This is a genomic window from Microbacterium arabinogalactanolyticum (assembly GCF_030268005.1).
GTDB lineage: Bacteria > Actinomycetota > Actinomycetes > Actinomycetales > Microbacteriaceae > Microbacterium > Microbacterium arabinogalactanolyticum.
The window spans coordinates 362,795-388,054 of sequence record NZ_BRZC01000004.1; the positions used below are offsets into that span (position 1 = coordinate 362,795).

Annotated in this window: 24 protein-coding genes; 5 read left to right on the forward strand and 19 right to left on the reverse strand. The window is 69.9% G+C overall.

The window, feature by feature from the left end:
* The first annotated feature begins 115 nt into the window (after window positions 1-115).
* The 3 genes from MIAR_RS06210 to MIAR_RS06220 are packed head-to-tail and all read left to right on the forward strand — an operon-like array spanning window position 116 to window position 3,886.
* Window positions 116-1,165, forward strand: a complete 1,050-nt coding sequence (locus MIAR_RS06210) for an iron ABC transporter substrate-binding protein (protein ID WP_285632894.1) — start codon at window positions 116-118, stop codon at window positions 1,163-1,165.
* Between the two features lie 52 nt (window positions 1,166-1,217).
* A complete protein-coding gene (locus tag MIAR_RS06215; protein ID WP_285632896.1) occupies window positions 1,218-2,768 on the forward strand; it encodes an ABC transporter permease in 1,551 nt (516 codons plus the stop codon).
* Entirely contained in the window at window positions 2,765-3,886 is a 1,122-nt protein-coding gene (locus MIAR_RS06220; RefSeq protein WP_285632900.1) for an ABC transporter ATP-binding protein, read from the forward strand. The genes MIAR_RS06215 and MIAR_RS06220 overlap by 4 nt, the downstream gene beginning before the upstream one ends.
* A 56-nt stretch (window positions 3,887-3,942) precedes the next feature.
* On the opposite strand, the gene ilvC is transcribed toward MIAR_RS06220, so the two are convergent.
* The 7 genes from ilvC to MIAR_RS06255 form a co-directional block, all read right to left on the reverse strand.
* Complete coding sequence (gene ilvC / locus MIAR_RS06225) at window positions 3,943-4,971, reverse strand: ketol-acid reductoisomerase (RefSeq protein ID WP_285632903.1); 1,029 nt, start codon at window positions 4,969-4,971, stop codon at window positions 3,943-3,945.
* A 42-nt stretch (window positions 4,972-5,013) separates the two neighbouring features.
* Window positions 5,014-5,523 (reverse strand): acetolactate synthase small subunit, encoded by a 510-nt coding sequence (ilvN, locus tag MIAR_RS06230; protein ID WP_285632905.1) that lies wholly within the window; start codon window positions 5,521-5,523, stop codon window positions 5,014-5,016.
* 2 nt (window positions 5,524-5,525) lie between these two features.
* Window positions 5,526-7,331, reverse strand: coding sequence for an acetolactate synthase large subunit (locus MIAR_RS06235; RefSeq protein WP_285632908.1), 1,806 nt, complete (start codon window positions 7,329-7,331; stop codon window positions 5,526-5,528).
* A 67-nt stretch (window positions 7,332-7,398) separates the two neighbouring features.
* Window positions 7,399-9,132, reverse strand: a complete 1,734-nt coding sequence (gene ilvD, locus MIAR_RS06240; RefSeq protein WP_285632911.1) for a dihydroxy-acid dehydratase — start codon at window positions 9,130-9,132, stop codon at window positions 7,399-7,401.
* Window positions 9,133-9,141: 9 nt separating this feature from the next.
* Window positions 9,142-9,939, reverse strand: a complete 798-nt coding sequence (otsB, locus tag MIAR_RS06245) for a trehalose-phosphatase (RefSeq protein WP_285632913.1) — start codon at window positions 9,937-9,939, stop codon at window positions 9,142-9,144.
* A complete protein-coding gene (locus MIAR_RS06250; protein ID WP_285632916.1) occupies window positions 9,936-11,357 on the reverse strand; it encodes an alpha,alpha-trehalose-phosphate synthase (UDP-forming) in 1,422 nt (473 codons plus the stop codon). The genes otsB and MIAR_RS06250 overlap by 4 nt, the downstream gene beginning before the upstream one ends.
* Window positions 11,358-11,404: 47 nt before the next feature.
* Window positions 11,405-12,625, reverse strand: coding sequence for an MFS transporter (locus tag MIAR_RS06255; RefSeq protein ID WP_285632919.1), 1,221 nt, complete (start codon window positions 12,623-12,625; stop codon window positions 11,405-11,407).
* Between the two features lie 136 nt (window positions 12,626-12,761).
* Between MIAR_RS06255 and MIAR_RS06260 the strand changes: the two genes are divergently transcribed.
* Window positions 12,762-13,040, forward strand: a complete 279-nt coding sequence (locus MIAR_RS06260; RefSeq protein ID WP_285632922.1) for a hypothetical protein — start codon at window positions 12,762-12,764, stop codon at window positions 13,038-13,040.
* 104 nt (window positions 13,041-13,144) lie between these two features.
* On the opposite strand, the gene MIAR_RS06265 is transcribed toward MIAR_RS06260, so the two are convergent.
* Genes MIAR_RS06265 through MIAR_RS06275 form a run of 3 tightly spaced genes read right to left on the reverse strand, consistent with a single transcriptional unit; the run spans window position 13,145 to window position 15,754 of the window.
* On the reverse strand, window positions 13,145-14,323 hold the full coding sequence (locus tag MIAR_RS06265; protein ID WP_285632925.1) for an acetyl-CoA C-acetyltransferase: 1,179 nt from the start codon (window positions 14,321-14,323) through the stop codon (window positions 13,145-13,147).
* Complete coding sequence (locus tag MIAR_RS06270) at window positions 14,320-14,973, reverse strand: CoA transferase subunit B (RefSeq protein ID WP_285632929.1); 654 nt, start codon at window positions 14,971-14,973, stop codon at window positions 14,320-14,322. The genes MIAR_RS06265 and MIAR_RS06270 overlap by 4 nt, the downstream gene beginning before the upstream one ends.
* Before the next feature lies 1 nt (window position 14,974).
* The gene (locus MIAR_RS06275) at window positions 14,975-15,754 is read right to left on the reverse strand and encodes a CoA transferase subunit A (RefSeq protein ID WP_285632932.1); all 780 of its coding nucleotides are present in this window, start codon (window positions 15,752-15,754) and stop codon (window positions 14,975-14,977) included.
* Between the two features lie 104 nt (window positions 15,755-15,858).
* Here MIAR_RS06275 and MIAR_RS06280 point away from each other — a divergent pair, with 104 nt between their 5' ends.
* Window positions 15,859-16,653 carry an IclR family transcriptional regulator gene (locus MIAR_RS06280; RefSeq protein ID WP_285632935.1) on the forward strand — a complete coding sequence of 265 codons (795 nt, stop codon included), beginning with the start codon at window positions 15,859-15,861 and terminating at the stop codon, window positions 16,651-16,653.
* Here MIAR_RS06280 and MIAR_RS06285 read toward each other — a convergent pair whose 3' ends face one another.
* The 9 genes from MIAR_RS06285 to MIAR_RS06325 are packed head-to-tail and all read right to left on the reverse strand — an operon-like array spanning window position 16,654 to window position 25,249.
* Window positions 16,654-17,559: an alpha/beta fold hydrolase gene (locus MIAR_RS06285; RefSeq protein WP_285632938.1), complete on the reverse strand. Its 906-nt coding sequence runs from the start codon at window positions 17,557-17,559 to the stop codon at window positions 16,654-16,656.
* On the reverse strand, window positions 17,544-18,296 hold the full coding sequence (locus MIAR_RS06290) for a 3-hydroxybutyrate dehydrogenase (RefSeq protein WP_285632940.1): 753 nt from the start codon (window positions 18,294-18,296) through the stop codon (window positions 17,544-17,546). Before MIAR_RS06290 ends, MIAR_RS06285 begins: the two co-directional genes overlap by 16 nt.
* Window positions 18,293-18,994 carry a TetR/AcrR family transcriptional regulator gene (locus MIAR_RS06295; RefSeq protein ID WP_285632942.1) on the reverse strand — a complete coding sequence of 234 codons (702 nt, stop codon included), beginning with the start codon at window positions 18,992-18,994 and terminating at the stop codon, window positions 18,293-18,295. Before MIAR_RS06295 ends, MIAR_RS06290 begins: the two co-directional genes overlap by 4 nt.
* On the reverse strand, window positions 18,978-20,528 hold the full coding sequence (locus MIAR_RS06300) for a class I adenylate-forming enzyme family protein (RefSeq protein ID WP_285632944.1): 1,551 nt from the start codon (window positions 20,526-20,528) through the stop codon (window positions 18,978-18,980). The genes MIAR_RS06295 and MIAR_RS06300 overlap by 17 nt, the downstream gene beginning before the upstream one ends.
* Window positions 20,529-20,536: 8 nt before the next feature.
* Window positions 20,537-21,637, reverse strand: a complete 1,101-nt coding sequence (locus MIAR_RS06305) for a branched-chain amino acid ABC transporter permease (protein ID WP_285632945.1) — start codon at window positions 21,635-21,637, stop codon at window positions 20,537-20,539.
* A gap of 2 nt (window positions 21,638-21,639) precedes the next feature.
* Window positions 21,640-22,515 (reverse strand): branched-chain amino acid ABC transporter permease, encoded by an 876-nt coding sequence (locus tag MIAR_RS06310; protein WP_285632947.1) that lies wholly within the window; start codon window positions 22,513-22,515, stop codon window positions 21,640-21,642.
* Entirely contained in the window at window positions 22,512-23,276 is a 765-nt protein-coding gene (locus MIAR_RS06315; RefSeq protein WP_285632949.1) for an ABC transporter ATP-binding protein, read from the reverse strand. Before MIAR_RS06315 ends, MIAR_RS06310 begins: the two co-directional genes overlap by 4 nt.
* Window positions 23,273-24,049, reverse strand: coding sequence for an ABC transporter ATP-binding protein (locus tag MIAR_RS06320; RefSeq protein WP_285632952.1), 777 nt, complete (start codon window positions 24,047-24,049; stop codon window positions 23,273-23,275). The genes MIAR_RS06315 and MIAR_RS06320 overlap by 4 nt, the downstream gene beginning before the upstream one ends.
* 3 nt (window positions 24,050-24,052) lie before the next feature.
* Window positions 24,053-25,249 (reverse strand): substrate-binding domain-containing protein, encoded by a 1,197-nt coding sequence (locus MIAR_RS06325; RefSeq protein ID WP_285635656.1) that lies wholly within the window; start codon window positions 25,247-25,249, stop codon window positions 24,053-24,055.
* Window positions 25,250-25,260: the final 11 nt, after the last annotated feature.

Below are 25,260 nucleotides of genomic sequence, written 5' to 3' on the forward strand. Positions count from 1 at the left end.
TCGGATGTCTTTCGGCGCTCAGGCCGGAAGAACCTCCGCGCGTTGCAGCATTAGGGTTGCCTTACCTATATTTGTAGGTGCGCATTCGCGCCGCTCCCCTCATCGAAGGACCACTGTGAACCGTCGTCTTCGCCTGCTCTCGGCCACCGCGGCCGCCGCCGTCGCCGCCCTGACTCTCGCCGCGTGCAGCGGACCTGCCGCCACCGACGGCGGGTCGTCCACCACCAAGCCGTCGGACGAGACGATCACCGTCTACAACGCGCAGCACGAGTCACTCACCAAGGAGTGGATCGACGCGTTCACGAAGGAGACCGGCATCGAGGTGCAGGTCCGCAACGGCGACGACACCGAGATGTCGAACCAGATCATCCAGGAAGGCGACCGCTCCCCCGCGGACGTCTTCCTGACCGAGAACTCCCCGTCGATGACCGCGGTCGAGAAGGCGGGCCTGTTCACCTCCCCCGGTGACGAGGCGCTGAAGAACGTCCCCGAGCAGTACCGCCCGTCGTCCGAGAAGTGGGTCGGCATCGCCGCCCGCTCCACCGTGTTCGCCTACAACACCACCAAGCTCACCGAGGCGCAGCTGCCGAAGTCCATGATGGACCTCGCCGACCCGGCGTGGAAGGGCCGCTGGGCGGCATCGCCCTCCGGCGCCGACTTCCAGGCCATCGTCTCCGCCCTCGTCCAGCTCAAGGGCGAGAAGGCAGCCGAGAGCTGGCTGCAGGCGATGAAGACCAACTCGGTCGCCTACAAGGGCAATTCCACCGCGATGAAGGCGGTCAACGCCGGCGAGATCGACGGCGCGATCATCTACCACTACTACTGGTTCGGCGACCAGGCGCAGACCGGCGAGAACTCCAAGAACGTCGCCCTGCACTACTTCAAGAACCAGGACCCGGGCGCGTTCGTCTCGATCTCCGGCGGTGGCGTGCTCAAGTCCACCAAGCACAAGGCCGCGGCGCAGAAGTTCCTGGCCTTCATCACCGGCAAGAAGGGCCAGGAGGTGCTGCAGAACGGAACCTCCTTCGAGTACCCGGTCGGCTCCGACGTGCCCGCGAACTCCGAGCTCGTTCCGCTGGCCGACCTGGACGCCCCGAAGATCGATCCCGCGACCCTGAACTCCAAGAAGGTCACCGACCTGATGACGCAGGCCGGCCTGCTCTAAAGTCGGGAACATCACGACAACCACCGCTCCTGTCAGGGCGGGCGGGGCCCGAGTGTTCCGCCCGCCCTTCGGCGTCGTCCTCGCCGGCGTCGTCGTCGCCGCACTGTCGCTGCTTCCCCTGATCTTCGTGATCACCACGGCGGTGCAGATCGGCTGGGATCAGTCGATCGCCCTGATCCTCCGACCCCGGGTCGGCGAGCTTCTCGGCAACACCGTGCTGCTGGTCGCCCTGGCCGTTCCGCTGTCCGCCGTGCTGGGCGTGGGCGGAGCCTGGCTGGTGGAGCGCACCTCACTCGCCGGCGCCGGCTTCTGGGGCGCGGTCCTCGCGATGCCGCTCGCGATCCCGGCCTTCGTCAACTCCTACGCATGGGTGTCGGCGATCCCCTCGCTCGCCGGTCTCGGTTCAGGGGTCCTGCTGTCCACGCTGTCGTACTTCCCCCTGGTGTACCTGCCGGTGCGCGCCGCGCTGGCGGGCCTGGACCCCGCGCTCGAGCAGAGCGCCGCGAGCCTGGGCCGTGGGCCGGTGCGGGTGTTCTTCGGCACGGTGCTCCCCCAGTTGCGGCTGGCTCTGCTCGGCGGATCGCTGCTCGTGGCCCTGCACCTGCTCAGCGAGTACGGCGCGTTCGCGCTGATCCGCTTCGACACGTTCACCACGGCGATCATGGACCAGTACCGGTCCACGTTCAACGGCTCCGCCGGAAGCATGCTCGCCGGAGTCCTCACGCTGCTGTGCCTGCTGATGCTGGTGCTGGAGAGTCGTGCGCGCGGTCGCGCGCGGTATGCGCGGATCGGTTCCGGAACCGCCGCACCGCCGAGCCGCGTGCGTCTGCGCGGCTGGCAGTTGCCGGCCCAGCTCGGACTCGGCGCACTCGCTGCCCTGGCCCTCGGCGTCCCGGCGGCCGTCATCGGCGGCTGGCTGGTGTTCGGCGGCGCCGGCGTGTGGCAGGCCCCCGAGCTGGTCCCGTCACTCCTGCAGACGCTGGGGCTCGCACTCGGCGGCGGCGTGCTCACCGTCGTCGCCGCCTTCCCGCTGTCGTGGCTGGCGGTCCGGCATCCGGGCCGGCTCAGCCGGCTGCTGGAGCGCACCAACTACTTCACGAGCTCGATGCCGGGGATCGTGCTGGCCCTGGCCCTCGTCTCCGTGTCGCTGACGTTCGTGCCTGCCGTCTACCAGACCACCCTGCTGCTGCTCATCGCCTACGCCCTGCTGTTCCTGCCCCGGGCGCTGGTGCCGCTGCAGGCCGGCATCGCGCAGGCTCCGCCGCTGCTCGAGGAGGCGGCCCAGGCGCTGGGGCGCCCGCCGCTGCGCGCGTTCCTGGGCGTGACGCTTCGTCTGGTCGCGCCGGCGACGGCCGCCGGGATGGCTCTGGTGTTCCTCGCGATCGCCGGCGAGCTGACGGCGACCCTGCTGCTCTCCCCGATCGGCGTGCAGACCCTCGCCACCCGCTTCTGGAGCCTCTCCAGCGAGATCGACTTCGCGGGCGCGGCCCCCTACGCGCTGCTGCTGATCCTGCTGTCCGCCCCCATGTCCTATCTGCTGTTCCGGCAGTCGACCACCGCTCGGAGCACCAGGCGCACGACCACGAAGGCGGCGACCGAATGACCGCATCCAATCTCGGCTCCACGGGCGCCGTCACCACCATCGGCACCGGCCCCGTACCGGACGCGCACCTGCTGCTGTCCGGTGTGACCGCCTCATACAGCGGGCACGAGGTCCTGCACGGCATCGACCTCGCGGTGCGTCGCGGCGGGATCACCGCCATCGTCGGGGCGTCCGGCTCGGGCAAGACGACGCTGCTGCGCGTGATCGCCGGCTTCGCCCGTCCCGACGGCGGGGAGATCAGCCTGGGCGACGTCCAGGTCGCCGGTCCCGGCACCTGGGTCCCCGCGCACCGTCGCGGCATCGGCTACGTCACGCAGGACGGCGGCCTGTTCCCGCACCTGACCGTGGCCCGCAACATCGCTTTCGGCCTCGAGCACCTGCCGCGCGGCGAGCGGCGCGACCGCGTCGCGGCGCTGCTCGATCTCGTGGCGCTGCCGCGCGAGTTCGCCGACCGCCGCCCCGATCAGCTCTCCGGAGGGCAGCAGCAGCGCGTCGCGATCGCCCGCGCCCTGGCCCGCGAGCCGCAACTGATGCTCCTGGATGAGCCGTTCTCCGCGCTCGACACGGGCCTGCGGTCCGCCACCAGGCAGGCGGTCTCCGCCATCCTGGCCGAGGCGGGGACGACCGCGATCCTGGTGACGCACGACCAGTCCGAGGCCCTGAGCTTCGCGGACCAGGTCGCGGTCATGCGCGACGGCGATCTGGTGCAGACCGGGCATCCGTTCGTGGTCTACACCCGCCCGGTCGACCGCGGCGTCGCCGAGTTCCTCGGCGAGGCGATCGTGCTGGACGCGTGGCTGGACGGTTCTCTCGCGTCCTGCGCACTCGGGTACATCCCGGTGCGGAACCCGCCGGTGCAGGGGCATGTGAAGCTCATGCTGCGCCCCGAGCAGGTGCAGATCGTCGCCGACGCGCCCGTGCGGGGCACCGTCGAGGAAGGCGTGTACTTCGGCGCGGAGAGCTCCGTGCGCATCCGGCTGGAGTCGCGGGCGGACGCCGACCCGCGCCTGTCCGCGGAGCCGCCGACCATCACCATCCGGCACTGGAACGCCGCGCTCGCGAAGCCAGGGCGGCGCATCGCGCTGCGCGTGGTCGGCGAGGGCGTCGTCCTGCAGTGATCTGAACAAAGAAAGGGCATCCCCGAAGGGATGCCCTTTCTCACTCGGACGGTGGGTCAGCGCGCAGCGCTGCCCTCGACATAGTCCTCGTCGGACTGCTTCCAGGCGAACAGAGCGCGCAGCTCCTTGCCCGTGGTCTCGATCGGGTGACCCTGCTCCTTCTCGCGAAGCGCGAGGAACTCGGCAGCGCCGTTGTCCTGGTCGTCGATGAAGCGCTTGGCGAAGGCACCGGACTGGATGTCGCCCAGGACCTCCTTCATGCGCTCCTTCACGCCGGCGTCGATGATGCGCGGGCCGGAGACGTAGTCGCCGAACTCGGCGGTGTCGGAGATCGACCAGCGCTGCTTGGCGATGCCGCCCTCCCACATCAGGTCGACGATCAGCTTGAGCTCGTGGAGCACCTCGAAGTAGGCGATCTGCGGCTGGTAGCCCGCCTCGGTGAGGGTCTCGAAGCCCGCCTGCACGAGGTGGCTGACGCCACCGCAGAGCACGGCCTGCTCGCCGAACAGGTCGGTCTCGGTCTCCTCGGTGAAGGTCGTCTTGATGACGCCGGCACGGGTGCCGCCGATGGCCTTCGCGTACGACAGGGCGAGCGCCCAGGCACCGCCGGTCGCGTCGCGCTCGACGCCGATGATGTCCGGGATGCCGCGACCCGCGACGAACTCGCGACGCACGGTGTGGCCCGGCGCCTTCGGAGCGATGAGGATGACGTCCACGCCCTCGGGCGCGTCGATGTAGCCGAAGCGGATGTTGAAGCCGTGCGCGAAGGCGAGGGCCTTGCCCGCGGTCAGGTTGTCCTTGATCGACTCGGTGTAGATGCCGCGCTGGTGCTGGTCCGGCGCGAGGATCATGATGACGTCGGCCCAGGCGGTGGCGTCGGCGACCGTCTTGACGGGGAAGCCCGCCTCCTCGGCCTTGGCGATCGACTTGGAGCCCTCCTTGAGAGCGATGGCGACCTCGACACCCGAGTCGCGCAGGTTCATCGCGTGGGCGTGGCCCTGCGAGCCGTAGCCGACGATGGCGACCTTCTTGCCCTGGATGATCGAGAGGTCAGCGTCGTCGTCGTAGAAGATCTCGGTGCTCACGGTGTTGTTTCTCCTTGGTTGTGGTTCGTGAAGTTGTGGGGGTCAGCCGCGCAGAACGCGCTCGGTGATGCTCTTGCCGCCGCGGCCGATGGCGAGCAGGCCCGACTGGGCGAGCTCCTTGATGCCGAAGGGCTCGAGAGCCCTCAGCAGCGCCTGCACCTTGCCCTGATCGCCGGTGACCTCGACCACCAGCGCGTCGGGCGCGTAGTCCACGACGGAGGCACGGAACAGGTTCACGACCTCGAGCACGTTCGAGCGGGTGTTGTTGTCGGTGCGCACCTTGATGAGCATGTGCTCGCGCTGCACGGACGACGACTGCTCGAGCTCGACGATCTTGATCACGTTGATCAGCTTGTTCAGCTGCTTCGTGACCTGTTCGAGCGGCAGGTCCTCGACGTCGACGACGACCGTGATCCGGGAGATCCCGGTCACCTCGGTCACGCCCACGGCGAGGGATTCGATGTTGAAGCCGCGGCGGGCGAAGAGCCCGGCGACGCGGGTCAGGATGCCGGGGGTGTCCTCCACCAGCAGGCTCAGCACGTGAGATGCCATGGTCAGTCCTCCTGCTCGAAGGCCGGCGCGTGGTCGCGCGCGTACTGGACGTAGCTGTTGCTGACGCCCTGGGGGACCATCGGCCACACCATGGCATCCGCGCTCACGACGAAGTCGATCAGCACAGGCCGGTCGTTGGTCTCCAGCGCCAGCTGGATCGCGGCGTCCACCTCGTCCTCCTTCTCGACCCGGATCGCGAGGCAGCCGTACGCCTCGCCGAGCTTGACGAAGTCGGGGATGCGGACCGTTCCGGCCCCCGTGTTCAGGTCGGTGTTCGAGTGGCGGCCGTCGTAGAAAAGCGTCTGCCACTGCCGCACCATCCCGAGCGACGAGTTGTTGATGATGGCGACCTTGATCGGGATGTTGTTGATGACGCAGGTCGCGAGCTCCTGGTTGGTCATCTGGAAGCATCCGTCGCCGTCGATCGACCACACGACACGGTCGGGCTCGGCGACCTTCGCGCCCATCGCGGCCGGGACCGAGTAGCCCATCGTTCCGGCGCCACCGGAGTTCAGCCAGGAGTTGGGACGCTCGTACTTGATGAACTGCGCCGCCCACATCTGGTGCTGTCCCACGCCCGCCGCGTACACGGCCTCCGGCCCGGTCAGCTCGCCGATGCGCTGGATCACGTGCTGCGGCGAGAGCAGTCCGTCGCTGGTGGGCGCGAAGCCGAGCGGGAACTCCGACTTCAGGCCGTCGAGGTACGACCACCACTCGTCGGTGTCCGGTCCGTCGCTGCTCACCGTGCTGCGGAAGGCGGTGTCGAGGTCGACGAGCACGTCGCGCACGTCGCCCACGATCGGCACGTCCGCCGTGCGGATCTTGGAGATCTCGGCGGGGTCGATGTCGACGTGCACGATCTTCGCGTTCGGGGCGAACAGCGCGACCTTGCCGGTCACGCGGTCGTCGAAGCGCGCGCCGAGCGAGACGATCAGGTCGGCCTCCTGCAGTGCGAGCACGGCCGGGACCGTGCCGTGCATGCCCGGCATGCCGAGGTGCTGCGGGTGCGAGTCGGGGAAGGCGCCGCGGGCCATCAGCGTCGTCACGACCGGCGCGCCGGTCGATTCGGCGAGGATGCGGAGCTCGTCGGACGCGCGACCGCGGATCACGCCGCCGCCGACGTACAGCACGGGCTTCTTGGCCTCGGCGAGCAGGGTCGCCGCGGCCTGGATCTGCTTGCCGTGCGCCTTGGTCACCGGACGGTAGCCGGGAAGCTCCACCTTGGGCGGCCAGATGAACGGCACGACGTCCTGCTGCGCGTCCTTTGTGATGTCCACGAGCACGGGGCCGGGACGACCTGTCGAGGCGATCTCGAACGCCGCTGCGATCGCGCCCGGGATGTCAGCCGCGTCCTTCACCAGGAAGGAGTGCTTGGTCACCGGCATCGTGATGCCCACGATGTCCGCCTCCTGGAACGCGTCCGTGCCCATCAGCGTGGAGAACACCTGGCCGGTGATCGCGACCAGCGGCACGGAGTCCATGTACGCGTCGGCGATGGCGGTGACCAGGTTGGTCGCGCCGGGGCCGGAGGTGGCGATGCAGACGCCGACGCGGCCAGACGCCGAGGCGTACCCCTCCGCCGCGTGCCCGGCACCCTGCTCGTGGCGGACCAGGATATGCCGGAGCTCGGATGCGTCCATCAGCGGGTCGTACACCGGGAGGATCGCACCGCCCGGGATGCCGAAGACGTCGGTGACGCCCAGCTTCTCGAGTGAGCGGACGACCGCCTCGGCACCCGAGATCTCGGGAGCGGATGCGGTGCGCGCCGGTGGCCGCGGCACGGCCGGTGCGGAATCGGGAGGTGTCATTTCATTCCTCTGATGATCGTGATGAGCAGGTACCCGGACGGGAGCGGAGGGCGTGCCTGTCTCAGGCTCAGCCGGTCACCGCTCCCTGTGCGGCGGAGCGCACGAGACGGGAGTACTTGGCGAGGACGCCACGGGTATAGCGCGGGGGTAGGGGCTCCCAGCCCTCACGGCGGGAGCTCAGCTCAGCCTCCTCGACGAGTAGCTCGAGGGAGCGAGCCGCGATATCGACCCGTATCAGATCACCATCGCGCACGAAGGCGATAGGACCTGCGTCCACCGCTTCGGGTGCTATGTGGCCGATGCACAGGCCGGTTGTGCCGCCTGAGAATCGTCCGTCCGTCAAGAGTAGTACATCTTTTCCGAGCCCCGCGCCCTTGATGGCTCCGGTGATCGCGAGCATCTCGCGCATGCCGGGTCCGCCCTTCGGGCCCTCGTAGCGGATGACCACCACGTCGCCGGCATTGATCTCGCCCGCGGCGAGGGCGTCCATCGCGGCGCGCTCGCGCTCGAACACGCGGGCCGGGCCCTCGAAGACGTCGGCGTCGAAGCCGGCCGACTTCACGACGGCGCCCTCGGGTGCCATCGAGCCGTGCAGGATCGTGATGCCGCCGGAGGTGTGGATCGGGTTGTCGAAGGTGCGGATGACCTCGCCGTCGATCGGGTCCGGGTTCAGCTCGCGCAGGTTCTCCGCGACGGTCTTGCCGGTGACGGTGAGGGCATCGCCGTGCAGCAGGCCCTCGTCGAGCATGGCCTTCATGATCACGGGGATGCCGCCGTGACGGTCGACGTCGTTCATGACGTACTTCCCGAACGGCTTGAGGTCGCCGACGTGCGGGGTCCGGTCGCCGATGCGGTTGAAGTCGTGCAGGCTCAGCTCGACGCCGGCCTCGTTGGCGATGGCCAGCAGGTGCAGCACCACGTTCGTCGAACCGCCGAGGGCCATGGCGAGCGCGACGGCGTTCTCGAAGGACTCCTTCGTCAGGATGTCCTTTGTCGTGATTCCCTGGCGCAGCAGGTTGACGACGGCCTCGCCGGAGCGATGCGCGAAGTAGTCGCGGCGGCGGTCGGCGGAGGGCGGCGCGGCCGAGCCGGGAAGGCTCAGGCCGAGAGCCTCGGCGACGGACGCCATGGTGTTGGCGGTGTACATGCCGCCGCACGCGCCCTCACCGGGAGCGAACGCGCACTCGATGCGCTTGAGGTCCTCCTCGGTCATCCGGCCGGCGCGACACGCGCCCACGCCCTCGAACGAGTCGATGATCGTGATGTCCTTCTCGGTGCCGTCCGAGAGCTTCACCCAGCCCGGTGCGATGGAACCGGCGTACAGGAACACGCTCGACAGGCCCAGACGGGCACTCGCCATCAGCATGCCGGGGATGGACTTGTCGCAGCCGGCCAGCAGCACGGTGCCGTCCAGGCGCTCGGCCATGATGACCGTCTCGACGGAGTCGGCGATGACCTCGCGGCTCACCAGCGAGAAGTGCATGCCCTCGTGGCCCATCGAGATGCCGTCGGAGACGGAGATGGTGCCGAACTGCAGCGGGTATCCCCCGCCGGAGTGCACGCCCTCCTTGGCGCCCTGCGCCAGCCGGTCGAGGCTCAGGTTGCACGGGGTGATCTCGTTCCAGCTGGACGCGATGCCGATCTGGGGCTTGTCCCAGTCCGCGTCGCCCATGCCCACGGCACGGAGCATGCCTCGGGACGTGGTCGCCTCGATGCCGTCGGTGACGACCCGGCTGCGCGGCTTGATGTCGATTTCAGCGGGCGCGCCGGGCGCGCCGGAGGGGGCTTCATGGGAGGACATGACGGAAGTCTATTCCCGACCGGCGGCGCGCTCTGTCGCGATGACGCCGAGGAGTTCGCCGATCTGCTGTGGGGATCCCACACGCAGGGTCGCCGCGGTCTCTCCCGGACCGACCCGCACGCCGAGATCGTGTTCGGTGAGCACCCGCAGCGCATCCTCGTCGGTGACGTCATCGCCGGCGAACAGGATGCCGGTGGCCCCGGTGCGGGCGCGCAGCGCGGTGATCGCCGCGTCCTTGCCCTCGTGCCGGGAGGAGAACTCGAGGATGCGATCGCCCGTGCGCCGGCGCCAGCGGGCCGCCCGGCGCGCCATCACCTCGTCCACCGCGGCGAACGCGGCGCGCTCCACGGCCGGATCCGCGGGACGGCCGTGGATGCCGACGCCGAAGGTCTTCCGCTCCAGCTCCACGCCCGGGTACTCCGTGAGCAGCGGCTCGAGCTCGTCGAACAGCGACTCGCGCAGGTCGCGCTCCTGCGCGCTCTCGGCGGCATCCGCCTCACCCTCGCCCGGGAACCAGTACTGCGCGCCGTGGGAGCCCGCGAGGATCACCGGTGAGTCGTCGGAGTGCTCGGCGATCTCGCGCAGGTGCACGAGGCTCCGCCCGGAGACGTAGGCCACCTCGGTGTCGGGCAGCACCGCCAGTCGCGCCACGGCGTCCGCGATCTCGGGCAGGGCGCGCGCGCTCATCGGGTCGGCGACCAGGGGGGACGCCGTGCCGTCGAAGTCGAGCGCGACCAGCAGCACGGGGGTGCGGGCGATCGCGGTGACGGCCTCATCGTGACTGCCCGGTGTCCAGGTGCGGGTCATGCGGGGTCCTCCGGGTGGTGACGGTGGTGGGAGGCGTGCTCGAGCGCCTTCAGGAACGCCTGGGACCAGGCCGTGACGTCGTGCTCGAGCACACGCTTGCGCAGCGATCGCATCCGGCGGCTCTGCTCGGTGCGCGGCATCTCGATGGCCGAGACGATGGCATCCTTCACACCCTCGATGTCGTGCGGGTTCACCCGCACCGCCTGCCGCAGCTCGTCGGCCGCACCGGTGAACTCGCTGAGCACGAGCACGCCGCGATTGTCGGCGCGGGTGGCGACGTACTCCTTCGCGACGAGGTTCATGCCGTCGCGCAGCGCCGTCACGAGCATCACGTCGGCGGCCAGGTACATCGCGACCATCTCCTCCCGTGGGAATCCCTGGTGCAGATACCGGATCGCGGTGTGCCCGAGCGTGTCGTGGTCGCCGTTGATGCGGCCGATGGCGAGCTCCACCTCGTCGCGCAGGTGCACGTAGGCGTCGACCCGCTCGCGGCTGGGGCTCGCCACCTGGATGAAGGTGACGTCCTCCACGGAGATCCTGCCCTGGTCGAGCAGTTCCCCGTAGGCCTTGATGCGGTGCCGGATGCCCTTCGTGTAGTCCAGCCGGTCCACGCCCAGCAGGATGTGCTTCGGATTGCCGAGCCCCTCACGGATCTCCACTGCGCGGGCACGGATGTCGGGGCGCTGCGCGAGCTCGCGGTACGGCGTCGTGTCGATGGAGATCGGGTACGCCCTCGCGTGGCTGCGGCGGCCGTCGGGCAGGGTGATGGCGCTGGCCTTCGTCTCGAACCCCAGGCGTCGCTTGACCGCGGCGAGGAAGTTCGCGGCGTCCTGTGAACGCTGGAATCCGATCACGTCGGCGCCGAGCAGGCCGCGCAGCACCTGGTCCCGCCACGGCAGCTGCGCATAGAGCCCGTGGGCGGGGAACGGGATGTGGTGGAAGTAGCCGATGGTCACGTCCGGACGCAGGTTGCGCACCATCTCGGGCACCAGCTGCAGCTGGTAGTCGTGCACCCAGACCGTGCCGCCCTTCGCGACCGCTGCGGACGCGGCCTCGGCGAAGCGCAGATTCACCGAGACGTAGGCTTCCCACCACTCCCGGTGGTACTGCGGCGGGGCTATCACGTCGTGGTACAGCGGCCAGATCGTGTCGTTGCTGAAGCCCTCGTAGTACTCCTGGATGTCGGCCTCGCTGAGCGCGACGGGGATCAGGCGGATGCCGTCGGCGTCGAACGGAGCGAGCTCGACGTCCGGCATCCCCGCCCAGCCCACCCAGGCGCCGTCCACGCTGCGCATCATGGGCTCGAGTGCTGCCACGAGCCCGCCGGGCGACGTGCGCCAGATCTCCTCGCCATCGGCTGTCTCGATCCGGTCGACCGGCAGTCGGTTGGCGACGACGACGAACTCTGCGGCTGCCATGGGGACTCCTCTGCTCGGTTCCTCCAGGCTACCGATCGCGGCGCGGCTCAGCGCCGGGCTGGCGTCATGAGCCGATTTGCGATACCGGTCGCGACGACGATGGCCGCGGCGATCAGGGGCATGATGAGCGCCGCTCCGGTGCCCGAGCCCTCGGCCAGTTCTCCGGTGATCGCCGCTGCGGCCGCCTGGCCGACGACGACCCCTGCGCCCAGCATGGTCATCACGGTGGCCGAGCGTCCCAGCGGGCTGCGTGCGGCCCCCAGGCTGTAGAGCGTGACGAGCGTCGGTCCGACGCCGATGCCGAGGATCGCGAGGGCGACGGCCATGGTCGTGACATCGGATGCCGTGATCACCAGTACCGATCCCGCCAGCAGGATGCCGCCGAACACCAGCCAGCGCATGTGCAGCGTGAACCGCGGCGGCAGCCATGCCACGCCGAGCGCGAGGATCGCCGAGCCGATCCCCATCACGCCGTACAGCAGTCCGGCCTGCTCGGCGACGCCGCGATCGGCCATGAACGACGTGAGCGCGGTGAGCATCGCCCCGAAGAACAGGCCCACGCCGAGGATCCCGAGCACCACCACGAGCAGCGTGGGGCGGAAGAGCTCGGACACGGCGGACGGCGCGGTGCCGTCCGCCGCGCGGGACGCGGAGACGTGCCGCGCGGTGGGGTGCAGGGCGAACGCGCCGACGAACAACAGGGTCAGCGCGGATGCCATCACCATCGGCGCCCAGGGGGCGATCAGCGAGGCGAGCGCGCCGACCAGGAACGGACCGAACACGAACACGGTCTCGTCGGCCGCGGACTCGTAGGACATGGTCGCCGAGGTGGTGCGGGCGCGCCTCGGCTGCGGCATCCGCTCGTCGATGATGGTGACCAGCCGCGATCGCGACATGGGCGAGACCTGCGGCGCAGTGGCGCCGATCGCGAAGGCGGCGAGCAGCACGAAGCCCTGGTCGAGCGGGCTGTACACGACGGCGGCGAAGGCCGCGAGCATGGCCGCGTTGAGCACCGCCGCGGCGACCAGCACCGGGCGCTGACCGTAGCGGTCGGCGGCAGCGCCCAGGAACGGGCCGATCAGCGCCGTGCCGATCCCGACGGCGGCGGAGGTGAGGCCGCCCAGGGACAGGGAGTCGCGGGCGCTGACCACGATGGTCAGCACGCCGACGACCATCATGGCGAACGGCAGTCGCGCGATGAACGCGATGAGGAAGTACGGAAGGCCGGCGAGGCGCAGCAGGCTCGGCGAGGAATCGATCTGTGTCATGGCTCTCGGGCGCCGCATCGCGACGCCGGGTCGGGTGCCGCCGCTGTCCGCCGGGGAGCCGGCGGCCGGTAGATACACAGCTGTAACTGCTGTCAAGCCTAGCCGAGGAGCGATGCTCGTCGGCTAACGTGATGCCATGCGGTATCTCTTCAGCACTGGACTCATCGGCGCCATCACGGCCGGAATGTCACTGCTGCGCGGCACCCGCGAGGCGCCGATCACGTGGCGCGCCGTGCTCGCCTGGATCAGCTGGGGCATCACGCTCGCCCTCGCGATCGGCGCCGCCGTCGACATGCGCCGCGACGAGCGCGGGCTCTCGGTCGCCTACGACTCGCCGTTGGCTCCGAAGCAGACCAAGCGGGCGAAGAAGCAGCTCAAGGCGATCGAGAAGGCCGCCAAGGGCACCAAGCACTGAGCGCCGACACCCCGTCTTCTCGTCGACACCCCGGGCTGTGGACGTCCATAGCTCGGGGTGTCGACGATTTCACGGGGTGTCGGCGGAGATGCATCCGCTGAGCGTCAGCGCGTGAGGACCAGCGCCTCGCCCTGACCGCCGCCGCCGCAGAGGGCTGCCACGGCCGTGCCGGACCCGCGCTTGGCGAGCTCGTGCACGAGGTGCACGACAAGTCGCGTCCCGCTGGCGCCGATCGGATGCCCGATGGCGATGCCGCCGCCGTGCACGTTCACGATGTCGCTGGACAGTCCCAGCTCCTGCTGGGACCGCGCGACCACGGCGCCGAACGCCTCATTGATCTCGACCAGGTCGAGATCATCCGTCGTGATGCCCTGCTTGCCCAGAGCCTTCTCGATCGCTCGGGCCGGCTGCGCCTGCAGCGAGTTGTCCGGGCCCGCGGTCTGGCCACTGGCGCCCACGACGGCCAGCACGGGCCAGCCCTTGGCCTGCGCATTCTCGCGGGTGGTGACGATGACGGCCGCCGCACCGTCGGAGATCTGCGACGAGTTGCCGGCCGTGATGGTGCCGCCCTCAGCGAACGCCGGGCGGAGCCCCGCGAGGGTCTCGACCGTCGTCTCGGGGCGGATGCCCTCGTCCTGGGTGAGCACGAGCGGATCGCCCTTGCGCTGCGGCACCGTGACAGGCACGATCTCGGCGTCGAACGCTCCGTCGGCCTGGCCCGCGGCGGCACGCTGGTGGGACAGTGCCGCGACCGCATCCTGCAGCTCGCGGGTCATCTCGTAGCGCGGGTTCTGACGCTCGGTGGATGCTCCCATGCTCTCCTTGTCGTACGCGTCGGTCAGGCCGTCGTACGCCATGTGGTCGAGCACCTCGACCGTGCCGTAGGTCCAGCCGTCGCGGGAGCCCATCAGCAGGTGCGGCGCGCGGGTCATGGATTCCATGCCTCCGGCCACCACCGTGGTGGCGTCGCCGGTGCGGATCATGCGGGCGGCGTCGATGATCGCGGTGAGCCCGGAGAGGCAGACCTTGTTGACCGAGCTGGCCGGCACGTCCCAGCCGATGCCTGCGCCGATCGCGGCCTGGCGTGCCGCGTTCTGCCCGGAGCCCGCCGCGAGCACCTGGCCCATGACCACGGCGTCGATGTCCGTCGGCGAGATGGCGGCCTGCTCGAGGGCGCCGCGGATCGCGAACGAGCCGAGCTGCGGCGCGGTGAACGGTGCGAGCTGCCCCTTCAGGCGTCCCTGCGGCGTGCGGGCAGCGGCGACGATGACGATGTCGCTCATGAGTTCTCCTTCAGGTTCTCCGAGACCGTCAGCGGCGGCTCGGTGGCGTCGATGACCTCCTGCGCGGTCACGCCGGGTGCCGTCTCCACGAGCACGAGCCCGTCGGGCGTGACGTCGATGACCGCGAGGTCGGTGATGATGCGGTGCACGACTCCCCTGCCGGTCAGCGGGAGCGTGCAGTCGTTCACGATCTTGGCGGAGCCGTCCTTGGCGACGTGCTCCATCAGGATGATCACGCGGCCGGCGCCGTGCACCAGGTCCATCGCTCCGCCGGGGCCCTTGACCATCTTGCCCGGGATCATCCAGTTGGCCAGGTCTCCCGTGGCGGAGACCTGCATGGCGCCGAGGATGGCGGCGTCGATCTTGCCGCCGCGGATCATGCCGAAACTCGTCGCCGAGTCGAAGAACGCCGCACCGGGCAGCAGCGTGACGGTCTCCTTGCCCGCATTGATCAGGTCAGGATCGACGTTCTCCTCGGTCGGGTACGGGCCGACGCCGAGGATGCCGTTCTCGGACTGCAGCACGACGGTCACGCCCTCGGGCACGTAGTTCGGAACCAGCGTGGGCAGGCCGATGCCGAGGTTCACGTACGAACCGTCGGTGAGCTCCTGCGCGGCGCGGGCCGCCATCTCGTTACGCGTGAGCGCCATGTCAGTCGCCTCCCTGTCCGGCGGCGACGGTGCGCCGTTCGATGCGCTTCTCGATGTCGGTCCCCACTTCGACGATCCGGTGCACGAAGACGCCCGGCAGATGGATGCCGTCGGGGTCGAGCTCGCCGGGCTCGACGAGTTCCTCCACCTGAGCGACGCAGATCCGGCCGGCCATGGCGGCGAGCGGGTTGAAGTTGCGGGCGGCCTTATTGAAGACGAGGTTCCCGTGCCGGTCGCCCTTCAGCGCGTGCACGAGCGCGAAGTCGGTGGTGATGGACTCCTCCAGCACGAACTCGCGCTCGGCGCCGTGGAAGTCGAACGAGCGGGTCTCCTTGACGGGAGAGGCGACGGCGATCGTCCCGTCGGCGTTGTAGCGGCGCGGCAGCCCACCCTCGGCGACCTGCGTGCCGACGCCCGTCTGCGTGAAGAACGCGGCGACGCCCGAGCCGCCGGCGCGGAGCTTCTCGGCCAGCGTGCCCTGCGGGGTGAGCTCCAGTTCCAGATCGCCCTCGAGGAACTGCCTCTCGAACTCCTTGTTCTCGCCGACGTAGGACGAGGTCATCTTGCGGATGCGCCGTGCGCCGAGCAGCACGCCCAGGCCCCAGTCGTCCACGCCGCAGTTGTTGCTGACCACGCTGAGGTCCTTCGTGCCCTGCGCGAGCAGCGCCTCGATGAGCAGCATCGGGTTCCCCGAGAGACCGAATCCGCCGACGGCGAGCGACGCTCCGTCGGGGATGTCGGCGACGGCCTCGGCCGCCGATGCGAACTGTTTGTCGATCACTGACCACTCCTTCGTGAATGTCCTCCTCCAGCATCCGCCCGGCGCGACGGCGGCGGCAAGCCGATGCTTGCGATGTGGTCACGGATCCGGGTAGCGTCCACATTGTGGAATCAACGGCACCGGGGAGACGCTCCGTCCCGGGAGCCCAGGCGATCGCCCGGGCCTCCGCCCTGCTGCGGCTGGTGTCGGCGTCCGCCGACGGCGCACCACTGCAGCAGCTGGCGACGGATGCCTCGCTCAGCCGCTCGACCGCCCACCGGCTGCTCACCGCGCTGAAGGTCGAGGGGCTGGTCGATCAGGATCCGACCACCTCACGCTGGACGGCCGGTCCTGAGCTGTACCTGATGGGCACGGCCGCCGCGTCGCGCTATGACATCACGGAGATCTCGCGCGACATCGTGCGCTCGCTGGCGGTGAGGACCGAGGAGAGCGCGTTCCTGTCCACGCGACGCGCGGATGAGACGGTGTGCCTGATCCGCGAGGAGGGGTCGTTCCCGATCCGCTCCTTCGTGCTCAGCGAAGGCATCCGCTTTCCGCTCGGCGTCGCCTCCGCCGGCATCGCGATCCTGTCGTTCCTGCCTGACCACGATGTGGATGCGTATCTTGAGCGCCACCCGGAGTTGGAGGGCCGCTGGGGTGCGGCGCACGGCCCCGAGCCGCTGCGAAGGCGGCTCGCGGAAACGAAGGCGCGCGGGTACGCCGTGAACCCCGGGCTGATCGTGGAGGGCTCATGGGGCATCGGCGCCGCGGTGTTCGATCGCGAGGGACGCGCCGAGTGGGCGCTGAGTCTCACCGGCGCCGAGTTCCGCTTCGGCCCCGACCGGCTCCCCCAGCTCGGCAGGACGCTGCTGGCGCACGCGCACCAGCTCTCCTCGCGGATCGCGGGTGCCCGGCGGTGATCAGCTCCCCAGTTCGGCGAGCACCAGCGGCGCCAGCGCGTCCGCCCCGCGCTCGGACATCACGACCGTGTAGTGGTTGAGGTCGTCGAGATGCACGTGCCGCACCTGCGGGAACTGAGCGAGCACGTTCTCCAGGTACGCCGGCGGGTAGAGCCCCGGCGTCTCGTTCTGCAGACCGCGCGGCACGGTGATGAACAGCGCCGGCTTCGACAGCGCTGCCAGCGCCTCCGGGAGCAGCGTGCCGACGTTCATGTCACGGGTGTCGTCGGCCATCGACCGATAGGTGGTCGCAGCGCGGAACGCGTCGCCGTCCGGGACGAGGTCGTAGGCGATGTACCGTTCCAGCTCGTCGCTCCAGTCCTCGGCCAGCGCGGGATGATTCCGCCAGAATCGGTCGGTGTACTCCTGCACGCCCGACCAGCGCATCGAGAGGCGCTCGGCGACAGGCCCCAGCACGACCTGCACCGCCTGCTCGGGGTCGACCCCCGCAGGCAGGTCCAGCGGGAAGCCACCGTCGACGAGCACGAGGCGACGCACGCGATCCGGATGCCTGTGCGCGAACGCCACCGCGACGAATGCGCCCATCGAGTGCCCCACGACGGTCGTGGACGCCACCGCCACGGCATCCAGCACCGCGGCCATGTCGTCGGCGTGCGCGGCCATGCCCGCCGGCCCCTCGACGGAGCTGCTCATCCCCCGGCCGCGCAGGTCGGGTGCGATGATCCGGACGCCGGGCATCCGCTCGACGACGAACGGCCAGGCCAGGTGGGAGGACGTGACCCCGTGGATCAGCAGCGCCGTCGCGACGGTCTCCCCCACCGGTTCCCAGATCGCGACGCGCAGTGCGCCGCCCGCGACGGGGACGTCGATGGTGCGGTAGGTGTGCGGCATCAGCGAGCGCTCCATCCGCCGTCCATGGTGTACGACGCACCGGTCACCATGCCGGCCGCGTCGGATGCCAGCCATCCGGCGAGGGAGGCGACCTCGGCGGCCTCCACGAGGCGCTTGATCGCACTCTCGGTGAGCATGATCCGCTCCACGACCTCGCCCTCGGGGATGCCGTGCAGCCGCGCCTGGTCGGCGATCTGCTTCTCGACGAGCGGGGTGCGCACGTAGCCGGGGTTGATGCAGTTGCTGGTCACACCGTGCGGGCCGCCCTCCAGTGCCGTCACCTTCGACAGGCCTTCCAGCCCGTGCTTGGCGGCGACGTACGCCGACTTGAACGCGCTGGCGCGCAGACCGTGCACGCTGGAGACGTTGATGATCCGCCCCCAGCCGCGCTCGTACATACCCGGCAGCACGGCACGGATGAGCAGGAACGGCGCCTCGAGCATGATCCGCTGGATGAGCCGGAAGGCGTCGGGGTCGAACTCGGCGATCGGGCTCACCCGCTGGATGCCGGCGTTGTTCACCAGGATGTCGGCCTGCAGCTCGAGGTCATCGAGCGCTGTGGTGTCGGAGAGATCGACCACCCACGCCTCCCCGCCGACCTCGTCGGCGGCAGCCGCCGCGGCCCCGGCGTTCAGATCGGCGATGATCACGTGCGCTCCACGGCCGGCGAACTCCTTGGCGCAGGCCAGGCCGATCCCGCTCGCTCCGCCGGTGACGACGGCCCGCCTGCCGGCGAGGTCCTGTTCGGTCATCCTGCTGCCCCCTTCGTGGTCGGTGAGGCCTTCGTTGTCTGTGAGGCCGTGGTGTCCGGGCGCAGCGCCCGGGTGATGAATGCGGTCATACCGTCGAGGACGGCCGGGTCGATCTCGGCGGGCGGGCGACCCTCGGCATCCGTCTCCCAGAGCAGGTAGCGCATGCCGATCAGCTCGCCGGCGCCCATCAGCGCCCACGCGACCACCTCGGTGTCCAACTCGGCCGCGACCTCGCCGTCGCGCTGCGCGGCGGCGAGCCCGGCTCGGTAGCCGTCCACGATGCGCTCGTAATGGAGCTTGAGCATGGCGGGCGAGACGAACTCCGCTTCGCGGACGACGCGGTACAGCGCCGGATGCTGCGCGGTGAACCGGAAGAAGCCCTCGAAGCCCCTCCGCTCAGCCTCGATGCGGTCCGCGGCACCCGCCATCGCCTCGGACATGGAGTGCCGAACACGACTGTTCAGGTCCACGACCAGGGCCTCGAAGATCGACTGCTTGCTGTCGAAATACAGGTAGAAGGTGCCCAGCGCGACCCCGGCGTGCTCGGTGATCTTCACGATCGACGCCTCGTGGTAGCCGAGATCGGCGAACACCTGCTCGGCCGCCTCCAGCAGGCGGCGGCGTGTCAACTGACCGCGCTTGGTCAGCGGCCGTCCCGTCGCCGGGGAGACCGGCGGATCCTCAACGGGCGTGATCATGTTCCTCCTTCAGAGGCGGGTCGGCGAGCAGGTCCTGCGCCATCCGGCGCAACCGGCCTCTGGCGACCTTGTCGATGGTCGAACGGGGCAGCTCGTCGAGCAGCACGATGTGCGCGGGCAGCTTGAATGCGGCGAGCCGCTCCGCGGCGAACGCGCGCAGCTCGTCCACCGACACGGGGCCGTCGGTCACCACGAACGCGCAGCCGCGCTCGCCCCACACCGGGTCGGGCACGCCGACGACTGCGGAGGCGGCGACCAGCGGATGCCGGTTCAGCACGCCCTCGATCTCGGCCGGGGCGATGTTCTCCCCGCCTGAGACGTAGATCTCCTTGAGCCGGTCCACCACCCGATGGATTCCGTCGGCGTCGCGGTGAAGCAGGTCACCGGTGCGGAGCCACTCCCCGCTCCTGGCCCGCGCGGTCGCATCGGCGTCGTCGAGGTAGCCGGGGAAGACGCTCGCTCCGCGCACCCACAGCTCCCCGGTCGCCACGCCCCGCAGCTCGAGGCCCGTCGCAGGGTCGACCAGGCGCGCGTCGACGCCCGGGTAGGGCCGGCCGACCGCACCGGGGTGATCGGCGACGAGTTCGGGAGCCAGGTACAGCACGTTGGGTCCTGCCTCGGTGAGTCCGTAGCCCTGGGTGAACGTCAGGCCGCGGGCGGCCCAGCTCCTGACGAGGTCGTCGGGAATGGTCGCCCCGCCGACCACCACGCGGCGCAGCGATGCGAGGTCGGCGGACGCCCAGTGCGGATGCTGCAGCAGCATCCGGTACTGGGTCGGCACGCCCATCATGGTGGTGACGCCGCGTTCGGGGATCAGCTGCAGGACGCGACCAGGGTCGAAGGAGCGCTCCAGCACGACGGTCGCGCCGCGCCACCACGCCTGCAGCGGCTGCACGTTCCAGGCGGCCACATGGTACTGCGGCAGCATGGCGAGCACGACGTCGTCGGCGCCGAGGGGCATGGCCCGGTCCAGCGCCAGGTTGTTCCAGAAGCAGTTCTCGTGCGTGAGGACGACGCCCTTGGGAGCCGCCTCGCTGCCGGAGGTGTAGATCACGAGCAGCGGGTCGTCGTCGCGGGCCGGTCGCGCCGACACGGCCTCCTCGGCGGGCGGCGCGTCGCGCTCCACCCCGGCGACGCCGAGCGCGGCTCGGGCGACGTGCACCTCGACGAGCTCGAGCGCCGCCGTCGCGAGAGCGGCGTGCTCGTCGTCGATCAGCAGCAGGGCCGGCGCCGTGCGGGTGACGAGATCCGCGAGCTCCCCCGGGGTCAGCCGCCAGGACAGCGGCACGAACGCGATCCCCCGCTCGGCGCAGGCGAAGAACGCGACGATGTGGTCGGTCGAATTGCCCGAGACCGTGGCGATCCGCTGGCCCGCGCCGTAGCCGGCATCCGTCAGCCGTGCTGCCAGCGCGTCGACCCGTGCGGCGAGCGCGCGGTAGTCGGTGCGCACGCCGCGATCGTCCACGGCGATGCGCGTGGGCGCTGCGACGGCGCTGTCGCGCAGCCACCGCCCGATCGTGTGCGCGCCCGCCATGACATCCATCATCGCGCCACCACACCCGCCATGTCGCTCTGCTCGAGCGCGGTGATGCCCGTGTCGGACACCGCCCTGCCCCGGCGGCGGCGCAGCCAGCCGTCGACGGTCCCGGCGATGCCACCGGGGAGGAACATGACCACGAGGATGAACAGCACGCCGAGGATGAACAGCGGCTCCGACAAGGGCACACGCAGGATGTCGGGGAGCTGGTGGATGGCGTCGGACCTGGCGAGCACCGTGAGACGCTGATCGAGGATCGTGTAGACGACGCCGCCCACGATCGCGCCCCAGCGGAATCCGACGCCGCCGAGCACCACCATGACCAGCACAGTGATCGTGAGGTCGGCTCCGACGGCGCTGGGCTGTGTGCCCGACTGCAGCAGCAGGTACGCGATGCCCGCGAGGGAGGCGCACAGGCCGGCTATCACGAAGACGATCAGCTTCGCCCGATTCGGCTGCAGTCCCAGCACCCGCACGCGCAGGTCGTTCTCACGTGCGGCGGCGGCCAGGTGCCCCAGCCGCGAGCGGTCCACCCACAGCACGATCAGGTAGACGATCACCACGACCGCCAGAGACACCCAGTACAGGTTGCGGGTGTTGATGACGCCCACCAGCCAGTCCGGAACCCCTGCGGTGTTCAGGCTCAGGCCCTCCTCACCGCCGGTGACCGCCTGGTTTCGGCGGACGAGCACGGAGCCCGCCTGTGCGAAGGCGAGTGTCACCATCGCGAACGGGATGCCGCCCACGCGCATGGCCACGGCTCCCGTGACCACGGCGATCGCGACGCCGCCGAGCAGCGCCGCGAACACCGCCGGCACGAGCGGCAGCTGAGCGGCCTGGAGCACCATGCCCAGTCCATAGGCACCCGCGCCGAAGTACAGGGCGTGCCCGAAGGACAGCATTCCGGCCGTGCCGAGCATGAGGTTGTACGACAGCGCAAGGGCCGCGAACACCATGCAGAGCGACATCAGGGCGAGCGAACCCGGCGTGTAGGTCGCCCCGGGCAGGATGCCGGGGATCGAGAGGTTCAGCAGCGGGAGGACCGCGAGCACGACGACGATCACGGCGCCGACGATGAGCGGTAAGAGGCTACGGATGCTGCGCATGGTCACGCCCTCTTCCCCATCAGGCCGGCCGGTCGCACCAGCAGCACGACAGCCAGCAGGATCACGACGATGAAGTCGCCCGTGCCGCCGAGGTAGGTGTTGGCCACCTGCTGGAGCACGGCCACGAGCACCGAGGCGACAGCGGCGCCGGTCAGGGACCCGAGGCCGCCCACGACGGTGACGATGAACGCGAAGATCAGCAGCGTGGAGCCGAGGTGCGCCGAGACGTAGGTCATGGCGTGCATGGCGAGCACCCCGCCGATGCCGGCGGCCGCGCCGCCGATCGCGAAGACCAGGGTGAACGAGCGGCGCACGTCGATGCCGAGGGCCGTGACCATGGCCCGGTTCTCGACGCCGGCGCGGATGATCATGCCGTAGCGGGTCTTCTTCAGGAACAGCACGAGCCCGGCGAGCACGATTCCCGCGGCGATGATGAGCACCCAGTACTTGTTCGGGATGCTGGCGCCGAGCACCGAGGTGGTCTGCCCGAGCCACGCCGGCCCTGTGACCGTGACGGGATCTGTGCCCCAGATGCCCTCGAACAGCGCGATCGCGGCGAACGAGAGCCCGACCGTGACCAGCACCTGCTCGATGTGCCGTTCGTACAGCGGCCGGATGAGGATCAGCTCCGTCAGGGCTGCGAACACCGCACCCACGAGAGCGCCGGTGAGGACCGACAGCAGGAAGCCGCCCCAGCTGGAGACGCCGATGGCCTGGGCGACCGCCCAGCCGACGAAGGCGCTGAGGGTGAGGAAGGCGCCGTGCGCGAAGTTCAGCACGTGCATCAGGCCGTAGATGAGGCTCAGCCCGCTCGCGACCAGGAAGTACAGCGCCCCGAGTCCCAGGCCGATGATCAGGGTGAGGACGAGCGTGCTCACTTCGTCTCCCTTCGGTCGCTCTGTGCGGCGCATGTGCGCTCCGTATCCTTCGGATCCGTCGCGGAGGAACTGACGCCCAGCAGGCGTCGGGTCAGGTCCGCGTCGTCGAGGATCTCTGATGCCGTTCCGGTGTGCACCACGCGGCCGTCCGCTATCACGATGGCCTGGTCGGCCAGGCGGCGCACGACCTCGAGGTTCTGCTCCACGAGCAGCATGGGAACTGTCGTGGCGGCCTCGGCGAGGGCATCCGCCACCTCGGTGACGATCTTGGGTGCCAGCCCCTTGGTGGGCTCGTCGACGAGCAGCAGCCTGTTGTCGTTCAGCAGGGCGCGGGCGACCGACACCATCTGCTGCTGTCCTCCGGAGAGCGTCCCGGCGCGCTGCTCGCGGCGCGCGACCAGATCGGGGAACAGCTGAGCGACGAACGCCCGGCGCGGCTCGCGCTGACGCTCGGCGAGCGCGAGGTTCTCGGCGACGGTGAGCCCGGCGAACACCTCGCGGTCCTCGGGGACGTAGCCGACGCCGCGCTGCACGATGCGGTGCGTGCTGAGCGCATCGATCCGATCTCCGTCGAGGAGCACCTCGCCCCTGCGGGAGATGAGTCCGAGGATGCCGCGCAGCGTCGAGGTCTTGCCCGCGCCGTTGCGTCCGAGCACGGCGGTGATGCCGGTGGCGGGCACATCGAAGGACACGTCCTCGACCACCTGCTGGCCTGCGATGGACGCGCGCAGGTTCCGCACCTGCAGGATCGGGCCGCTCACGATCCGGTCCCCAGGTAGGCGCTCTGCACGGTCGCGTTCTCCATGATCCGCTGCGGCGTGTCCACCGCGATGATGCTGCCGAAGTACATCACCGCGACCAGATCGACCAGGCCCATCAGCACCTCGATGTGATGCTCGACCATGAGCACGGTGCATCCTGTCTCGGCCTGGAGCCCGCGGATGCTGTCGACGAGGCCCGCGACGTCGCCGGAGGCGACGCCGGCCATGGGCTCGTCGAGCAGCACCAGACGAGAGCGGGTGGCCAGCAGCACGGCGATCTCGAGCTTGCGCTTGTCCCCGTGGCTGATGTCCCCCGCGCGCGCGTCCAGCCGGTGCCCCAGACCCACGGAGCGGAGCAGTTCCTCGGCACGGGTGCTGGCGGCATCCGAGCGCCGCGGGAAGTGGAACAGCGAGTAGCTGCCGCCCTCCGTGGCCTGGACCGCGATGCGCACGTTCTCGCGCACGCTCAGCTGCGGGAACAGGCTCGAGGTCTGGAACGTCCTCCCCAGTCCCGCCCGGGCGCGCTGCGGCACGCTCGTACGGGTGATGTCGGCGCCGTCCAGCAGTATGCGGCCCGCCGTGGGCCGGATGACTCCCGAGATGGCGTTGAACAGCGTCGTCTTGCCGGCGCCGTTCGGGCCGATCACTCCGACGAGGGCGCCGGGCTCGACGGCGAGATCGACGTCCTTGAGGATCGTCGCTCCCCCGATCTCGAGTCCGAGACCTTCGACGCGGAGTGACGCGCCGGACGCGGGCGGGACTGGGGTGGTCACGTCCTACTTCTCCGCGGGCGCGACGTCGGCGGCCGGAACCGTGTCGACCAGTTCGGGCGTGAACGTGCCTCCGGAGGCCACGAGCTTCGCCTGGTACATGTCCTGGATCAGTGCGTGATCCTTCGCTCGGACCGTGTTCCCGCCCTTCGGACCCTGGAAGGTGAAGCCCTCGAGCGCCTTGATCATGGCGTTCACGTCGCCCTTGCCCTCCTTGACGGCGTGCACGAGCATGATGGCCGCGTTGAACCCGTCGGGGCTGAAGAGGTCGGGCTCGGCGCCCTTCTTCTTCAGTGCCTCGACCATGGCGGTGTCGACCTTGTTGTCGGCCGCGCCCCCGAAGTAGTGGTTCAGGAAGTTGATCTTCTCGGATGCCTCGCCGTAGGCGCCGAACGTGGCGCGGTCGCCGAGTCCGGTCACGACGGGGATCGCATCCAGGACGCCCTGCTGGCTCATCGCCTGCCACATCGCACCGGAGGTGGCGCCGGCCCACGCGACGAACACGAGGTCGGGCTTGGACGCGAGCACCTGCTGCGCGAACGGGGTGAACTCGGTCACATCCTCCGCGACGAGCACCGGCTCGACCGTCGCGCCCTTGGCGCCGAGGATGGCCTGGACCGCCGCGACGTTGCCCTGCCCGAAGGCGTTGTTCTGCGCGAACACGGAGATCTTCTTGCCCTTGATGTCCTTGAGGAACGTTCCTGCGGTCGCGACGTCCTGCGCGGACTGACGTCCGGAGCGGAAGGTGTACTCGTTGACGCCGGTGATGGCGTCGGCGGCCGCAGGGCCCGAGATGAAGAGCACCTTGTTCTGCGCGGCCTGCTCAGCCATCGCAAGCGCGACACCGGAGGACGCGCTGCCCATCAGGATGTTCACGCCATCGCCGATCAGCTCCTTGGCCGCCGTGACCGCCGTGTCGGGGTCGCCGGCGTCGTCGCGGTTCTCGATGACGATCTTGGTTCCAACCACGGATCCCTTGCCGTCGGTGGCGTAGTCCAGGCCCGCGGCGAAGGCGTCGAGATACTGCTTGCCGTAGCCGGCGAGCGGCCCGGTCTCGCTGGTGATCACGCCCACGCGGACCTCTGCGGGACCCTTGTCGCCGCCGTCGCCGGGTGCGGCGCCCGGCTGCGGCGCGCACGCCGTGAACACGAGGGCCGCGGTGGCGAGCACCGAGCCGAGGAGCAACTTCTTCGTAACCCGCATCTGGATGCCTT

Coding starts and splice junctions, on each gene's coding strand:
- MIAR_RS06220 (WP_285632900.1), top strand. CDS start 2,765: ATGACCGCATCCAATCTCGGCTCCACGGGCGCCGTCACCACCATCGGC.
- ilvN (WP_285632905.1), bottom strand. CDS start 5,523: ATGGCATCTCACGTGCTGAGCCTGCTGGTGGAGGACACCCCCGGCATC.
- MIAR_RS06235 (WP_285632908.1), bottom strand. CDS start 7,331: ATGACACCTCCCGATTCCGCACCGGCCGTGCCGCGGCCACCGGCGCGC.
- ilvD (WP_285632911.1), bottom strand. CDS start 9,132: ATGTCCTCCCATGAAGCCCCCTCCGGCGCGCCCGGCGCGCCCGCTGAA.
- otsB (WP_285632913.1), bottom strand. CDS start 9,939: ATGACCCGCACCTGGACACCGGGCAGTCACGATGAGGCCGTCACCGCG.
- MIAR_RS06250 (WP_285632916.1), bottom strand. CDS start 11,357: ATGGCAGCCGCAGAGTTCGTCGTCGTCGCCAACCGACTGCCGGTCGAC.
- MIAR_RS06255 (WP_285632919.1), bottom strand. CDS start 12,625: ATGACACAGATCGATTCCTCGCCGAGCCTGCTGCGCCTCGCCGGCCTT.
- MIAR_RS06260 (WP_285632922.1), top strand. CDS start 12,762: ATGCGGTATCTCTTCAGCACTGGACTCATCGGCGCCATCACGGCCGGA.
- MIAR_RS06265 (WP_285632925.1), bottom strand. CDS start 14,323: ATGAGCGACATCGTCATCGTCGCCGCTGCCCGCACGCCGCAGGGACGC.
- MIAR_RS06270 (WP_285632929.1), bottom strand. CDS start 14,973: ATGGCGCTCACGCGTAACGAGATGGCGGCCCGCGCCGCGCAGGAGCTC.
- MIAR_RS06285 (WP_285632938.1), bottom strand. CDS start 17,559: ATGGAGCGCTCGCTGATGCCGCACACCTACCGCACCATCGACGTCCCC.
- MIAR_RS06290 (WP_285632940.1), bottom strand. CDS start 18,296: ATGACCGAACAGGACCTCGCCGGCAGGCGGGCCGTCGTCACCGGCGGA.
- MIAR_RS06295 (WP_285632942.1), bottom strand. CDS start 18,994: ATGATCACGCCCGTTGAGGATCCGCCGGTCTCCCCGGCGACGGGACGG.
- MIAR_RS06300 (WP_285632944.1), bottom strand. CDS start 20,528: ATGGCGGGCGCGCACACGATCGGGCGGTGGCTGCGCGACAGCGCCGTC.
- MIAR_RS06305 (WP_285632945.1), bottom strand. CDS start 21,637: ATGCGCAGCATCCGTAGCCTCTTACCGCTCATCGTCGGCGCCGTGATC.
- MIAR_RS06325 (WP_285635656.1), bottom strand. CDS start 25,249: ATGCGGGTTACGAAGAAGTTGCTCCTCGGCTCGGTGCTCGCCACCGCG.